The sequence below is a fragment of the Maritalea sp. YIW29 genome (assembly GCF_057219265.1).
In genome coordinates this window covers 1059863-1074862 of record NZ_JBXVVF010000001.1, presented here as the reverse complement: position 1 = coordinate 1074862, position 15000 = coordinate 1059863, and the positions used below count along the sequence as shown (strand labels likewise).

The window sequence follows — 15000 nt, the reverse complement described above, 5'->3', positions numbered from 1 at the left end:
TCGTGACTGAAATCGCAGACGGATACTATCAATATCAGGTGCCCATCGATGCTTATGGCAACGGTGGGTTCCGTTTTGCGGATATGTCACATGTTGGATCTATGTTTTGTTTGCCTTCCGGCATGCAGAAATGGGAAATCAATGGCATTTCTGAAATAGAGAAAGCCGACTTTTCGCTCGTCTTTGAAAAGAAAGATGAAGTTGACGTATTTTTGCTGGGCACCGGCAACGAAATTGCCTTTGTCGGCGAAAGTGTGCGGCAGCAGTTTCGTGACCACAACATCATTATCGAACCTATGAGCACTGGTGCGGCGGTACGAACATATAATGTGTTGATGGCGGAAAAACGCGCTGTTTCAGCCGGGCTCATCGCTGTCGACCGGGCGAAGTAAGCCATGTCAGACCAAACGCAGCAGCAACATGTCGCTAGCGAGCTGAACAAGCTGGCACGTGAAGATTATCTGACGACACTGTTTTTGCCTGAAAAGATCCGGCATGATGCGCAGGCATTGTTGGCATTCAGTGCCGAGTTGAACATGGTGCGTCAGCGCGTTTCAGAACCAACACCCGGTGAAATTCGCCTTCAATGGTGGCATGATGCGTTGGACGGTAAGGGACATGGCGCTGTGCGTTCTAATCCCATTGCAGATGGTTTGCTCAACGCGATTGAAACGCACAATTTGCCAATCGTGCCGTTAATACGCATGGTCGCTGCGCACCGGTTTGATTTGTACGATGACCCCATGACGGACACCAACCAGTTTGAGGGATATGCCGGGGAAACACGGGCCACGGTCTATCAGTTTATCGGCATGATGTTGGCTCAAGATGAAGCAGATCCAACGCTTTTCGCCGATGCAGCGGGCCATCTGGGCGTCGCCAAAACCTATATCGAACGACTATTTTCCTTCGGTCGTGATGCAGCCAAAGGGCAAATATATCTGCCCATTAGCGTGTTTTCTTCATTTGGATTATCAGATAAGCAAATTTTAGCAGGTCAAAGCAGCGATGAGCTGGCCCAAGCAATGGGCGCACATCTAGAAGCCGCAACAAATCACCTGCAGCAGGCGAAGGCCGCTATAGCACTCCTGCCCAAAGTAGTCCGCCCCGCATTTGTTTCAAATTCCATTTTGAATTTGCAGATAAAGCATCTGAAGCAACGTTTAGACCAGCCGTTCGCGCAAGCAAACGGCATTTCAGATTGGCGCAAACTTGTCGCTATGATGCTCTATTCGTTTCGGAACTAGACTGTTGGGGTGGCCAGGCTGGTCTAAAACTTACGCCCAGTCCTGAATATCTTTCAGCGCACGGGTGCTCATTAAAAGCTTCTTGGCCTTTGCTTTGTCCGGCCCACGCCAACGCCCCACATGGCCTTCAGGTTTTGTCGGTTTTTCGACAGGTGGAAACAGACCGAAGTTCACATTCATGGGCTGGAATGATTTGATGCCATTCGTTTCATCTGCCAAGTGCCCACCCGTAATGTGATGAACCAATGCGCCCATAGCCGTGGTGCTCGGAGGGGGTGAAAGCTCTAGCCCCAATGCCTCAGCCGCCGCAAGGCGTCCGACCACAAGGCCAAGACCTGCACTTTCAACATATCCTTCGACTCCAGTCACTTGCCCAGCAAACCGCAATCGTGGATCAGCTTTTAGACGGAGTTGGCCGTCCAACAATTCTGGTGAGTTCAAGAATGTATTGCGGTGCAAGCCGCCCAGACGAGCGAACTGCGCCTCTTCCAATCCTGGGATCATGCGCAGGATTTCAGCTTGGTTGCCATATTTGAGTTTGGTTTGGAAACCGACCATGTTCCAAAGCGTGCCCAGCGCGTTGTCTTGGCGCAGCTGCACGATTGCGTGGGGTTTAACTTCTGGATCACGCGGGTTGGTTAGACCAACCGGTTTCATCGGGCCAAAGCGCAACGTTTCGCGGCCGCGCTCTGCCATCACTTCGATTGGTAGGCACCCATCGAAATAGGGAACATTTTCCCATTCTTTAAACTCAGTCTTATCACCACCCAAAAGCGCGTCAATAAAGTCGTTATATTGCTGCTCATTCATTGGGCAGTTCAAATAATCCGCGCCGGTGCCGCCGGGACCAACTTTGTCGTATCGAGACTGTGCCCAAACAATATCCATATTGATGCTGTCTTTATGAATGATCGGGGCGATGGCATCAAAGAATGATAGAGAATCTGCATTGGTGATTGACTGAATGCCTTCAGCCAAAGCTGGCGAGGTGAGTGGACCCGTCGCAAGGATCACATTTTTCCAGTCTTCAGGCGGAAGGCCCGCGACTTCGGATCTTTCAATTTCAACATTTGGGTGGGCTTCTAGTGCTTGTGTGACTGCTTCTGAGAAAATATCGCGGTCAACTGCGAGCGCTCCACCCGCTGGCAATTTGCACTTATCGGCAGACTGCATGATCAACGAATTGCAAAGGCGCATTTCTTGGTGCAACACACCGACAGCGTTATATTCGTGATCGTCGGATCGAAAGCTATTTGAACAGACTAGTTCTGCCAAACCGTCTGTTTGGTGTGCGTCTGTTTCGCGTTCTGGGCGCATTTCGTGCAGCACGACATTTGCGCCCATATTGGCAGCTTGCCATGCGGCTTCAGAACCGGCTAACCCGCCGCCGACGATATGAATAGTTTTTGTGTGATCTGTCATGTGTTCGCACATACATTTGTTGCCCATCATGCGCAACAAAAATCAAAGCAAAATGCAAAACACCCGCGCTTCAAAATGAAGAGCGGGCGTTTTATAACTGGGAGGTCATAGTTTTAAGTGATGGATCACTTAGATGCGAGAAGCTTGCTCGCGTGCCAAAGGCTGAATGTCACCACGGTTGATGCCAAGATCGTTTAGTTCACGATCATCAAGTGCACTCAACTCACGAACTGTTTGACGGTAAGAAGCCCAGCGACGAATTGTTTTTCCTAGATCCATTGTTCATCTCCTGACGAGTAGGTTGTCCATTTGTTGAAGAGAACCTAGCCCTTAGGCGCGAATTTGAGTAGATAGAATTTGTGCAAATCGTCCATGCAATTTTTGCATAGCTATTTGTTAACTATAGGTTTTTCAATAAGAAAACACCCGCAACTTCGATAAGGAAGTGCGGGTGTTTACATAATGGTACTAACTTTTGTTAGCGAATTCTTTTAGACGCGTGAAGCTTGGGCGCGTGCAACTGCAACAATGTCGCCGCGGTTGATGCCAAGATCGTCAAGACCGCGTTCGTCCAATGTGTTCAAGGCGCGAACAGTTTTGCGGTACGAATTCCAGCGACGTAGTGTGTTTCCTAGATCCATTGTTCATCTCCTGATGATTGGGTTGTTCGTTTGTTGAAATAAATCTAATGCGATTGCTGGCAAATGAGTAGATAGAGTTTTCGCGCATCACCCATGCGTGAACTGCATGGTAAATGACTGGTTAATTGACCTAGAAAACAAAACACCCGCAACTTCATATGAAGTGCGGGTGTTAACATACCGGTGCTGACCTAAATCAGCGAAATCTGTTTAGACGCGCGAAGCTTGAGACCGTGCAACTTCAACAATGTCGCCGCGGTTGATGCCAAGATCGTTAAGACCGCGCTCATCAAGTGCGTTCAACGCACGAACAGTTTTACGGTAAGAAGCCCAGCGGCGTAGTGTGTTTCCCAAAGCCATGATCAATCTCCTGTTGAATGCGTTGGTTGATGTTTGATGAGCCTCATATAGGGCGAGGGAAGAAAGTTGAGTAGTCTCTAAATTCGCTTGGCACCTATGCGAAAAACGCAGGGCTCTGATTTTCGCACGTCTAGGTGCTCTGATCGCCTATATCTGGGAGCATTTCAGCCAAAATTCGTGGGCATTAGTGCCAAATGAAACATGGGCATCATGAATATCTGGATCAAGTTCGCGAAGTTTTTGGAGAATGTTGAGATGCGCGAACTATCAATTGATTGGTCGAAGGGTGAGCGTTTCGGTAACAGTTATTCCAATATGCGCGACCACAAAGGCCGCGCATATTGTCAAATTTTGATATCGTGATTTACTCGGCTGCTGCTTGCTGACCTGGTCGCCGTTCCAGGAGATCCTTTAGGAACTTGCCGGTATGCGAGCGATCAACCTTGATGATTTCTTCCGGCGGACCTTCAGCTACAATTTCACCGCCGCCGTCACCACCTTCTGGACCAAGGTCGATGATCCAGTCCGCCGTTTTGATCACTTCTAGATTGTGCTCAATCACAATAACGGTGTTGCCCTGATCAACCAGCTCATGGAGAACCTCAAGAAGTTTCGCCACGTCATGGAAGTGAAGACCGGTGGTCGGCTCGTCAAGAACGTAAAGCGTTCGGCCGGTCGCGCGTTTGGAAAGCTCTTTAGAGAGCTTCACCCGTTGGGCTTCACCGCCGGACAATGTTGTTGCTGGTTGGCCTACTTTGACATAGCCAAGGCCTACGCGTTGCAAGGTCAACATTTTGTCGCGAATTGAAGGCACGGCGGAAAAGAACACAACCGCTTCGTCAACAGTCATATCAAGTACGTCAGAAATTGACTTTTCCTTGAACATGACTTCGAGTGTTTCGCGGTTATAGCGTTTGCCCTTGCAAGTATCGCAGGTGACATAGACGTCTGGCAAAAAGTGCATCTCGATTTTGTTGACGCCGTCACCTTGGCAGGCCTCGCAGCGTCCGCCCTTTACGTTGAACGAAAAGCGGCCGGGCATATAACCCCGTGCTTTTGATTCTGGCAGACCCGCAAACCATTCGCGAATTGGCGTGAACGCGCCTGTATATGTCGCTGGGTTTGAACGTGGTGTCCGCCCAATGGGGCTTTGATCGATATCGATCACCTTGTCCAAAAACTCCAATCCCGTCAGCTGGTCGTGCGGCGCAGGGGTAACGCGCGCGCCATTGAGCTTGCGGGCAATAGCTGTGTACATCGTATCCAGCAACAATGTGGACTTGCCGCCGCCGGAAACGCCAGTGACCGCAACAAAGGTACCCAAAGGTATATCGACCGAAACATTCTTTAGATTGTTGCCAGTCGCGCCCGTAATGCTAATCCGGCGCGTGTCGGACAAAGGTCGACGTTCAGTGGGCATGTTGACACCCAACTCGCCGGACAAATATTTCCCGGTGAGGCTCTTTTTGCTTTTGATGATTTCTTTTGGCTTGCCTTGCGCAACAATTTGACCGCCATTAATGCCAGCACCCGGGCCAATATCAACGACATAGTCAGCCGTCATAATGGCGTCTTCATCGTGTTCGACAACAATAACGGTATTGCCCAAATCGCGAAGCCGACGCAGGGTTTCCAGCAATCTCGCATTATCGCGTTGATGAAGACCAATTGATGGCTCATCAAGAACGTAAAGCACGCCAGTCAGTCCCGAGCCAATTTGAGAAGCCAAACGGATACGTTGGCTTTCGCCGCCCGATAGCGTGCCTGAATTTCGGGATAGTGAGAGGTAATCAAGACCAACATCGACCAAGAAATTCAAACGATCACGAATTTCCTTCATGATGCGTTCGCCAATTTCCAACTGGGTTGGGTTTAAACGTGCACCTAAATCTTCAAACCATTCATAAGCATCGCGAATAGACTTTTCAGACACATGACCGATATGCAATCCGTCAATTTTGACAGCCAATGCTTCTGGCTTGAGGCGATTGCCCTCACACACTTCGCATGGGGCTTTTGACATGTATTTTTCGATCTCCTCGCGCATGCCAGCAGATTCGGTTTCGCGATAGCGTCGTTCGAGATTGCCAATAACGCCTTCAAATGCCTTTTCAGTTTTGTAAGAGCGAAGCCCGTCTTCATATACGAACATGATCTTCTTACCCTTGGTGCCGTGTAGCACAGCATCCCGAACCTCTTCAGACAGTTCAGACCATGGCGTATCCAAAGAGCCGCCATAGGCCTTAGTCACAGCATCCAATGTTTGGATATAGTAGGGCGCAGAGGTTTTGGACCACGGATAAATCGCGCCGCCTTTAAGGCTTTTCGACGTGTCGGGCACCACCAGGTCGTCGGACATTTTTGATTCTGTGCCTAGCCCAGCGCAGGTTGGACAAGCGCCGAACGGATTGTTGAACGAGAATAGCCGCGGCTCAATTTCTTCAATGGTGAAGCCAGAAACAGGGCAGGCGAACTTTTCTGAAAAAATCAGCCGTTCGTTTTCGCCTTCATTGGCTACCAACTCCGCAATTGCTAGGCCTTCGGCCAGCTGCAATGCCGTTTCAAAACTCTCGGCCAATCGAGACTGCAAGTCTGGTCCAACAACCAAACGATCAACCACAACTTCAATATCGTGTTTGAACTTTTTGTCTAACGTCGGGGCATCTGCAATTTCATAAAATTCGCCATCAATTTTAACACGCTGAAACCCGCGTTTCATCAGGCCCGCAAGTTCTTTTTTGTATTCGCCCTTGCGGCCACGAACGATGGGGGCAAGCAAATAGAGGCGCGTGCCTTCTTCTAACGCCAACACCTTATCAACCATCTGGCTGACAGTCTGGCTTTCAATCGGCAAACCTGTCGCAGGCGAATAGGGAATACCAACCCGCGCAAACAATAGGCGCAAATAGTCATAAATTTCGGTAACCGTACCCACTGTCGAGCGCGGATTGCGAGAAGTTGTTTTTTGCTCAATCGAAATGGCAGGTGAAAGACCGTCAATTTGCTCAACGTCTGGCTTTTGCATCATCTCGAGGAACTGACGCGCATAGGCTGAAAGGCTTTCAACATATCGACGTTGGCCTTCGGCATAAATCGTATCGAAGGCAAGAGACGACTTACCAGAGCCAGAAAGGCCCGTCATCACAATCAATTCGTCGCGCGGCAACGTAATATCAACTGACTTCAAATTATGTTCTTTAGCCCCGCGAATTACGATATCGCGATTAAGGGACGAAGATTTCGACATATTGGTAATTTCGCCTCGATAGATTTTACAAAATCAATTGTGAGAGCAACTTTTGCAATGTTGACTCACGCTCCGTTTCATAAGAACATAAATAGAACATGAATGCTTGCGTCAAGTGGCTTGTGGATGACCACCAATCAATTCTTCAAGATTGATCGATCATGTGTACATAAGAGACGACGTACAAAGCAATGCGGTTGGCCAATTTGATTTAAAATTGTTGACCGTAGCCGGCAGTGAAGGGAACGATGCGATGGCAGGAAGCGTAAACAAGGTTATTTTGGTTGGCAATCTAGGTGCTGACCCTGAAGTGCGCAATACACAAGACGGGCGTCCGATCGTTAACTTGCGCATCGCCACCTCAGAAAGTTGGCGCGACAAGAATAGCGGTGAGCGTCGCGAAAAGACTGAGTGGCACCGTGTGGTGATCTTCTCAGAAGGTCTTTGCCGCGTTGCTGAACAGTATCTTAAGAAGGGTTCCACCGTTTATATTGAAGGTCAATTGCAAACACGCAAATGGCAAGATCAGGATGGAAACGACCGTTATTCAACTGAGATCGTGCTGCAAGGCTTCAATTCAACGCTGACAATGCTTGGTGGCCGAAGTGACAATAATGACGGCGCCGGCAATTATGGCGGCGGCGGTGGATCACGCTCAAATGATATGGGTGGTAGTGGCAACCGACCTCAGGCAAGTGCGCCAGCATTTGACGGCGGCGGCATGGATGACGACATACCGTTCTAGGCCCCAACATGGGGCGTTCGGGACCTGAGTGTTGAACGGACCAGACCAAAATTTGCGAAGATTTCGTGGTTGCCCCTCAAAAGGCAAAAATGGCCACGAAATCTTTTTGCATTTCTCGCCCGGTCAAATGGTCTAACTGGCCTTTGGTCTTTTTTGAAAACTGCCAACAAAACGGCGAAATAAGTTCGCCGAACGGCTCAAGGCCGCATATCAAACAAAAAGCCAAAGCAACGGCACGCTTGTAGACAAGTGCTCCATGTTCATTTCTACTCGACGCATGAGCGTTGAAATGAAAGTGAAACATAATGTTTGAATTGATAATTTTGATAATTGTTGGTCTAATCGGCGGTATAGCTGTTGGCATTCAGTCCCCCATCGCCGGTGCGATGGGACATAGAATTGGCGGCGCGGCTGCCAGCACGATTGTTCACGCTGGAGGGCTCGTGGTGTCCTTGGCACTTCTTTTTACGCGCGGTGGCGAGCAAATTAGCGAATGGCGCAGCCTACCTTGGTATATGCTCGGTAGCGGTGTTCTCGGATTGGTGCTCTACCTCTCTTTGAGCCAAACCATTCCCCAATAGGGTGCCACTTCAGCGATAACGCTAATCATCGTCGGTCAACTCTTGGCAGGCATGGCCGTCGATCATTTCGGACTTTTCGGGCTTTCAGTTCGCAGCGCTGATATGAGCAGAGTTGTGGCGGCTGTTCTGCTGCTCGCTGGTGCATATTTGATGATCAGATAATCGAACGTGTTTTCAAATATCGTTAAACAGCTATGCCAAATTGAAAATTTCTCGCTTTTGGAACAATGAACAAAAAAAGCCGCCCTTTTGAGGCGGCTTTTCGTAGAAGTTTTAAGAAGGCTTAGTTCTTCTTGAATGGAATATTTGCAACGGATTTGCCGCCGCTTGCCTTATGCACGATATCAAAACGCACATTTATATTGCCGTTATTCAGTTTCAGCGAGACAGCAATGTCGAATGCATCATTTGTTTCAGACTTAACGTTCTTAAGGGCGAACGACAGGTTCTTGCCGGAACGTCGGCCAATTGCGACGCCCTGGAAACTTGTGTTGGATGACATCACAGCCTGAAAATGTCTTTTGGCTTCCACATAGGCGACGGTTCCGCGCATGGAAAGCGTTGAGCCAGCTAGTGAACAGCGCCCGTCCAAGCCGATTTTTCCGGAACCCGAATCTGAGAACGACATTTTGCACAAAACCGTTTCATCTTCACCGGTTGAGGCAAGCTTTGCTTGTCCGCGTCCGCGCCAATCCCCAACATAGGACTGCAATAATTCAACATCTGCCTTCGCTGCGTGTGCTGGTGCTGTGGCACCAATCATCGACATGGCTGCGATCAATCCCACGCCGACCATCGCGGCAAATTTTGATATCTTCATGAATGTTATCCTTTGAAATTTTTCATAAATCGCCCCCCGGCGACTAGCAGTGCAGGCAAAACGATCAAATCGCCTAGCAATGCCAAAACCAACGTGAGCACACAAAGCGCCCCAAATAGGGCAACTTGTGGCAACACTGAGAATATTATTACGGTTGTTCCCGCACAAAGGATCAATGTTGTGGCTATCAATGCCGGTCCAACCCGTTCCAATGTTCGTTTTACCGCCGTATTGTGATCCAGTCCCTGACTTCTTGCCCGCACATAGTGATTCATAAAGTGAATTGTATCATCAACAGCGATGCCAAAAGCAATGGTTAGGGAAATCACGGTCGTCAATTGTAACCCTGCACCTGATACCCAAAGGTAAAGTTCAGTGCCTAAAATTGGCGCGAAGTTGGGAATTATGCAGATCAAGGCGATCCGCCAAGACCGGAACGCGATCCCGATAATGAAAATGGAAAAGATCACTGCAAGGGACAATCCGTCTTGCAGGCGCTTGATCATATTAACACTCTCATATGCCGAGAGCACACGGAAACCTGTGACCTGCGCGTCGGTTATCCCGGCAGCGGTAAGTTCTGCAGATGTCCTCTCCACCAACTCTCGCACAGCTTTCGATGACAGATTTGTTGGCACAAATGAGGTCGCCATCGCAATGTCACCTTCATCGGTGATGAAGCGCCGCTTCATAAATGGTCCCACCGCATCAAAGATCTGCTGCCGCGTAAATCCACTTTCGTTGTAGTGGGTGAAGCTGGCCGCTGAAATGACTTTGCCAGTGCCAAAAACATTTTGCATCACGTCATGCACGGTTTCCATGCGCGTAAAGTCACTGTCTGTTACATTGGGATCCGCATCATAGAGCGGAAATGTGACATAGAGTGGTGCAACGCCACCAACACCTGCATCAATGGTTGCAGATGTTGCCATCGCTTCAGACCCTTTTGGCAAGAACTGCTGAAAGGAAAAGTTCGGCTGCAATTGAGTATGGGGATAAAGCATGCCCAAAAATCCGAGAATGGATACAACCGCAATCACTTTGCCGAATTTCTGTGTCAGTGTGTTTAGGGGTGGAATGACAGCAGTCAAAGCAACGCTTGGAGCCTGTTTCGGGCGATATCCAAGTTTAATCGCTGTGCGCAGTGCCAATGGCAAAAACGTCACCAGCGCCAAAAATGCGAGCGGGATGGCAAGGGCACCCGTCATGGCGAATTCAAACACCCCTTGGCTCGGTGTAATCGACAGGGATAGAAACGCGATGACAGTTGTAATCGACGTTAGCGCGCAGGCAGGGCTAACGCGCAAAATGGTTTCTTTAATTGCTTCCTCATGGTCCATACCTTCGCGCGAAAGTCGGAGCCAGTGGAAGCAAAAGAACATACTTTCCGCAAACGCAATCACCAGCACCAAGGCGGTGAGAATATTGGTAAGGAAGGTAAAGGAGCCAAACAGCATTGTTACCGTGCCCACAACCCATACAACCGAAACAAATGGGGTGAGGGTGGCCAGCACCGCCCCCCAGAATGTTCTAAACGCCAAGAAGGCCGTTAAAAATCCAAGTATGATGCCTGAAAGAGTGAACTTGATTTGGTCGGATCGGCTGGCATTGAGCAATTCAGCTTTCCACAAAGGCGGCCCGGTCAGCTCTATCGTAAATCGCTCGTCTTCATAAAAAGACATCAGTTCGCGCAATTCGGAGATCATTGTCGCTTCGCCGCGTTTCTTCAACAGATCAGAGTCTGGGAACATGAGCATGACGAGCCCGTTCATATCTTCCATGATGAGATTGCGCATCATCGGATCATTTTGGCGAAGGTCCGCTAACGCGGCAGCGACTTCTTCGTTAGACCCCATATTTTCCGGTACGGCGGGACGGGTTAAGCCATCCGTTTGTGTCGGTTTTCGAAGCGAGAATGGCGAAAGGGTGCCGCGAGCAAAGCTGTTCAGCTCCAACTCTAGAGCGAATTCGCGAAGGACTTCTATCACTGCTGGGTCGGTCAGTTGATTGGACGACACCAGCAGATAGGCGTCATTCTCGAATGTGCCAAATTTGTTGCCAACTTCGACATATGTATCGTAGTGGACGCCAGAGTTGCGGTAGAGGCGCAATAGATCGCCATCGATTGAAACTTTTGGCACTTGCAACAAGCAAAGTGCAGTGAACGCGAGCAGCACGACGGTAACAATTTTCGGATACCGCATTGTGAACGTCCCTAGACGCTCAAGACCAAACCCAATCGACAATTTAATTCCTCACCCAAACAGATGCCACCAACTTGGAAGCCATTTTTAGTCGTAACTAGGCTCAAAAAAAGCACCAAGTCCAGTAATTCACTCAACAATTTGCCTCGAATTGCCAAATTTCTGCCCAAAATCGCAATTCGTTACCGGATAAGTCGCGAGTCTGTTAAGAAAAGGCGGTTCTGATTGGCCACAGCGCGTGGAATCAATTAAAAACAAACAACATGAATTAACAAAAGCTAAGAACAAATCACCGTGAGCGATACTCCAGACGATAAGACTGCGTCAGATCAACCAGCTTCTGACATTTCCCTAATCTCGATTACGGATGAAATGCGGCGTTCCTATCTTGATTACGCGATGAGCGTAATTGTTAGTCGTGCGCTGCCTGATGTCCGTGATGGCTTAAAACCTGTTCACCGTCGGATTTTATATTCGATGCATGAAAATGGCTACGAGTGGAACAAACAATATCGTAAGTCAGCCCGCGTTGTTGGTGATGTTATTGGTAAGTATCACCCGCATGGCGATACCGCGATTTATCATGCGATGGTTCGAATGGCGCAGGAATTTTCCATGCGACTGCCCTTGATTGATGGTCAAGGGAACTTCGGCTCCATCGACGGCGATATGCCAGCCGCTATGCGTTATACCGAAGTGCGCATGGAACGCGTTGCGACCATGTTGCTGGAAGATATTGACCGCGATACCGTTGATTTTAAAGACAATTACGATAATACGGAAAGCGAACCATCCATCCTGCCGGCGCGGTTCCCGAACCTTCTTGTAAACGGTTCCGGCGGTATCGCTGTGGGGATGGCCACGAACATTCCAAGCCACAATCTGGTGGAAGTGATCGATGGCGCCATTGCGATCATGGACAATCCACAAATCACGACCGAAGAGTTGATGGACATCGTCAAAGGGCCAGATTTCCCGACCGCGGGTTTGATCTTGGGGCAGGCTGGTATTCGCTCAGCTTATGAAACCGGGCGTGGTTCGGTGATGATGCGCGGTGTTGCCACCGTTGAAGAAATCCGCAAAGACCGCGAAGCCCTAATCATCAGCGAAATTCCCTATCAGGTGAACAAAGCGACAATGATTGAGAAAATCGCTGAACTTGTTCGTGATAAGCGAATTGAAGGCATTTCTGACCTTCGTGACGAATCCGATCGTGATGGCATGCGCGTTGTTGTTGAACTGAAACGAGATGCCGTTGCTGATGTTGTCCTGAACCAGCTTTATCGCTTTTCGCCATTGCAGACTTCATTTGGTTGTAACTTTGTCGCGCTGAATGGTGGCAAGCCGGAGCAATTGAACCTGCGTCAGATTTTGAAAGCGTTTGTAGATTTCCGCGAAGATGTGGTTAGCCGTCGCACCAAATTCTTGCTGAACAAAGCACGTGACCGCGCCCATATCTTGGTTGGCCTGGTGATTGCTGTCGCCAACGTTGATGAAGTGATCAGTATTATCCGTACGTCGCCTGATCCAGCCACGGCCCGAGCACGGTTGCTCGAACGCGCATGGCCTGCTCATGATGTGGATTCGCTGATTAAGCTAATTGACGATCCGCGCCATGTGGTGACAGATGATGGGACGTATTTCCTCTCTGAAGAGCAAGTTCGTGCAATTCTTGAACTTCGTTTGCAACGTTTGACGGCACTTGGTCGCGATGAGATAGGTGATGAACTCAACAAATTGGGCGAAGAGATTAAAGACTATCTCGAAATCCTGCGCTCGCGTTCCCGCATTATCGACATTATTCGCACTGAAATGATTGAAGTGCGCGATCGTTTCGGAACGCCGCGTCGCACGCAAATTGTCGATGCGGTTGGCGATATGGACGACGAGGATATGATCGCTCGCGAAGATATGGTGGTCACCGTATCTCATGGCGGTTACATCAAACGCGTACCGCTTTCTACCTACCGCGCGCAGCGTCGTGGCGGCAAAGGCCGTTCAGGCATGGCAACGAAGGACGAAGATTTCGTCGCGCGTTTGTTTGTGGCCAACACACATACGCCTGTACTGTTCTTCTCGTCCCGCGGCATCGTTTACAAACTTAAAGTATGGCGCCTACCAATTGGCAATGCCAATTCACGCGGCAAAGCATTGGTCAACATTCTTCCATTGCAAGAAGGCGAGCGCATTACATCGATTATGCCGCTGCCTGAGGATGAGACAAGCTGGCAAGATCTCGACATTATGTTCGCAACGACCAGAGGTACGGTGCGTCGGAACTCGTTGGCAGACTTCGTTCAGGTCAACCGGAATGGCAAGATTGCCATGAAGCTGGACGAGGGTGATGGCATTGTTGGTGTTGAAACCTGTTCACCTGAAGACAATGTGTTGCTAACGACCAAGCTTGGCCAAGCCATGCGTTTCGGCGTTGATGAAGTACGTGTGTTCGCCGGCCGAAACTCGGTTGGTGTTCGTGGCATTAGGTTGGCCGAAGGCGACGAAGTTATGTCGATGGCGATCCTGGGTCACTTCGAAGCGACCTCTGAAGAGCGCACGGCCTATCTCAAATTACGACGCCTAATCGAGGGTGAATCAAGCGAAACTGAAGATGATGACGCAATGGATGCGGCAGAAATAGATCAGGAACGTTACGCACAAATGAGTGCTGCTGAGCAATTTATCTTGGCGATTTCGGAAAACGGCTATGGCAAACGCTCTTCAGCCTATGAATATCGCAAGACAGGTCGCGGCGGCAAAGGCATTTCAGCCATGTCCATGAGCGACAGAAATGGTCAATTGGCAGCTTCATTCCCGGTTGAGAACGATGATCAGATCATGCTGGTAACGAACGCGGGCAAACTGATCAGAGTACCAGTGGATGGCATTCGAATTGCTGGTCGCGCGACACAGGGCGTTACGGTGCTGAACACCGCTAAAGGCGAGCATGTTGTTTCGGTCGAGCGTATATCAGAACCAGAGCCAGATGACGAAGAAGACGATATCGACGTCGATGGTGAAGGCACTGCACCAAAAAGTGATGGTGAAACTGGTGGCGATGCGTAAGGCAATGCCAAATTAGTTGGCTCGAAAGTGAGAAAGTACTGACAATGTTGGAGCCATCAGCTCTTCTAGCCTTTGTTACCGCATGTTTCTTTCTGGCTATCGTGCCCGGACCATCTGTGACTTTGATCGTTGCAAACTCTTTGGCGAGGGGCCCGGCGGCTGGGCTTTGGACTGTATTGGGCGCACAGATGGCTGTGTTCATCATGGTGGTAATTGTCGCCATCGGTCTAGAAGCAGTGATCGGCTTTATGAGCTGGGCGTTCATTTGGGTTAAGCTTGCTGGTGCTCTTTACCTGTTTTGGATCGGTTACAAGATGATTACCAATCGCGCAGGTTTATCATTCGGTGAAAAGTCGCAGATCAAGTCGAACCGGCAGTCGATCGCCCAAGGCTTTTTCGTCACCATGTCTAACCCGAAAGCATTACTGTTTTTGGGAGCATTCTTACCGCAATTCATCGACCCTAACACCAGCGCCGCGCCTCAAGTTTTGATGCTTGGTCTTATTACCATGGCCGTATTTACATTCTTTGATACGATCTACGCACTGGCTGCGGGCAACACCCGACGTTTTTTGACCCAGACACGGCTTTCGATTGTCAACAAACTGTCTGGCACCTTGTTGATCGTTGGCGGTGCATGGCTAGCGCTGCAGCAAAAATCCTAAGCTAA

Annotated in this window: 12 protein-coding genes and 1 pseudogene; 6 read left to right on the top strand and 7 right to left on the bottom strand. The window is 49.5% G+C overall.

Features of this window, described 5'->3' with window-relative positions; genetic code table 11:
- Positions 1–2 precede the first annotated feature (2 nt).
- Together AC2D8L_RS05205 and AC2D8L_RS05200 are read left to right on the top strand one after the other, a co-directional pair.
- On the top strand, positions 3–392 hold the full coding sequence (locus AC2D8L_RS05205; protein ID WP_484684378.1) for an Mth938-like domain-containing protein: 390 nt from the start codon (positions 3–5) through the stop codon (positions 390–392).
- Positions 393–395: 3 nt separating this feature from the next.
- Complete coding sequence (locus AC2D8L_RS05200) at positions 396–1247, top strand: phytoene/squalene synthase family protein (protein WP_484684377.1); 852 nt, start codon at positions 396–398, stop codon at positions 1245–1247.
- Between the two features lie 30 nt (positions 1248–1277).
- Here the strand turns inward: AC2D8L_RS05200 and trmFO are convergent, their stop codons facing one another.
- The 5 genes from trmFO to uvrA form a co-directional block, all read right to left on the bottom strand.
- On the bottom strand, positions 1278–2669 hold the full coding sequence (trmFO, locus tag AC2D8L_RS05195; protein WP_484684376.1) for a methylenetetrahydrofolate--tRNA-(uracil(54)-C(5))-methyltransferase (FADH(2)-oxidizing) TrmFO: 1392 nt from the start codon (positions 2667–2669) through the stop codon (positions 1278–1280).
- Positions 2670–2798: 129 nt separating this feature from the next.
- A complete protein-coding gene (locus AC2D8L_RS05190; protein WP_484684375.1) occupies positions 2799–2948 on the bottom strand; it encodes a DUF1127 domain-containing protein in 150 nt (49 codons plus the stop codon).
- A gap of 212 nt (positions 2949–3160) precedes the next feature.
- Positions 3161–3310 carry a DUF1127 domain-containing protein gene (locus AC2D8L_RS05185; protein WP_484684374.1) on the bottom strand — a complete coding sequence of 50 codons (150 nt, stop codon included), beginning with the start codon at positions 3308–3310 and terminating at the stop codon, positions 3161–3163.
- 210 nt (positions 3311–3520) lie between these two features.
- The gene (locus AC2D8L_RS05180; protein WP_484684373.1) at positions 3521–3670 is read right to left on the bottom strand and encodes a DUF1127 domain-containing protein; all 150 of its coding nucleotides are present in this window, start codon (positions 3668–3670) and stop codon (positions 3521–3523) included.
- 364 nt (positions 3671–4034) lie between these two features.
- Positions 4035–6917, bottom strand: a complete 2883-nt coding sequence (uvrA, locus tag AC2D8L_RS05175; RefSeq protein WP_484684372.1) for an excinuclease ABC subunit UvrA — start codon at positions 6915–6917, stop codon at positions 4035–4037.
- A 253-nt stretch (positions 6918–7170) separates the two neighbouring features.
- Between uvrA and AC2D8L_RS05170 the strand changes: the two genes are divergently transcribed.
- Entirely contained in the window at positions 7171–7662 is a 492-nt protein-coding gene (locus AC2D8L_RS05170) for a single-stranded DNA-binding protein (RefSeq protein WP_484684371.1), read from the top strand.
- Positions 7663–7967: 305 nt separating this feature from the next.
- A pseudogene (locus AC2D8L_RS05165) lies at positions 7968–8405 on the top strand (DMT family transporter).
- Positions 8406–8526: 121 nt separating this feature from the next.
- Here AC2D8L_RS05165 and AC2D8L_RS05160 read toward each other — a convergent pair.
- On the bottom strand, positions 8527–9063 hold the full coding sequence (locus AC2D8L_RS05160) for a hypothetical protein (protein WP_484684370.1): 537 nt from the start codon (positions 9061–9063) through the stop codon (positions 8527–8529).
- Between the two features lie 5 nt (positions 9064–9068).
- Positions 9069–11267 (bottom strand): efflux RND transporter permease subunit, encoded by a 2199-nt coding sequence (locus tag AC2D8L_RS05155; RefSeq protein ID WP_484684369.1) that lies wholly within the window; start codon positions 11265–11267, stop codon positions 9069–9071.
- Positions 11268–11639: 372 nt separating this feature from the next.
- Here AC2D8L_RS05155 and gyrA point away from each other — a divergent pair, with 372 nt between their 5' ends.
- Positions 11640–14330 (top strand): DNA gyrase subunit A, encoded by a 2691-nt coding sequence (gene gyrA, locus AC2D8L_RS05150; RefSeq protein WP_484685154.1) that lies wholly within the window; start codon positions 11640–11642, stop codon positions 14328–14330.
- 44 nt (positions 14331–14374) lie between these two features.
- The gene (locus AC2D8L_RS05145; RefSeq protein WP_484684368.1) at positions 14375–14995 is read left to right on the top strand and encodes a LysE family translocator; all 621 of its coding nucleotides are present in this window, start codon (positions 14375–14377) and stop codon (positions 14993–14995) included.
- Positions 14996–15000: the final 5 nt, after the last annotated feature.

Bases quoted from the DNA above. Each gene is read 5' to 3' on its own strand.
- AC2D8L_RS05155 (WP_484684369.1), bottom strand. From the start codon at position 11,267: ATGCGGTATCCGAAAATTGTTACCGTCGTGCTGCTCGCGTTCACTGCA.
- uvrA (WP_484684372.1), bottom strand. From the start codon at position 6,917: ATGTCGAAATCTTCGTCCCTTAATCGCGATATCGTAATTCGCGGGGCT.
- AC2D8L_RS05185 (WP_484684374.1), bottom strand. From the start codon at position 3,310: ATGGATCTAGGAAACACACTACGTCGCTGGAATTCGTACCGCAAAACT.
- AC2D8L_RS05190 (WP_484684375.1), bottom strand. From the start codon at position 2,948: ATGGATCTAGGAAAAACAATTCGTCGCTGGGCTTCTTACCGTCAAACA.
- AC2D8L_RS05200 (WP_484684377.1), top strand. From the start codon at position 396: ATGTCAGACCAAACGCAGCAGCAACATGTCGCTAGCGAGCTGAACAAG.
- trmFO (WP_484684376.1), bottom strand. From the start codon at position 2,669: ATGACAGATCACACAAAAACTATTCATATCGTCGGCGGCGGGTTAGCC.
- AC2D8L_RS05170 (WP_484684371.1), top strand. From the start codon at position 7,171: ATGGCAGGAAGCGTAAACAAGGTTATTTTGGTTGGCAATCTAGGTGCT.
- AC2D8L_RS05145 (WP_484684368.1), top strand. From the start codon at position 14,375: ATGTTGGAGCCATCAGCTCTTCTAGCCTTTGTTACCGCATGTTTCTTT.
- gyrA (WP_484685154.1), top strand. From the start codon at position 11,640: ATGCGGCGTTCCTATCTTGATTACGCGATGAGCGTAATTGTTAGTCGT.
- AC2D8L_RS05160 (WP_484684370.1), bottom strand. From the start codon at position 9,063: ATGAAGATATCAAAATTTGCCGCGATGGTCGGCGTGGGATTGATCGCA.
- AC2D8L_RS05180 (WP_484684373.1), bottom strand. From the start codon at position 3,670: ATGGCTTTGGGAAACACACTACGCCGCTGGGCTTCTTACCGTAAAACT.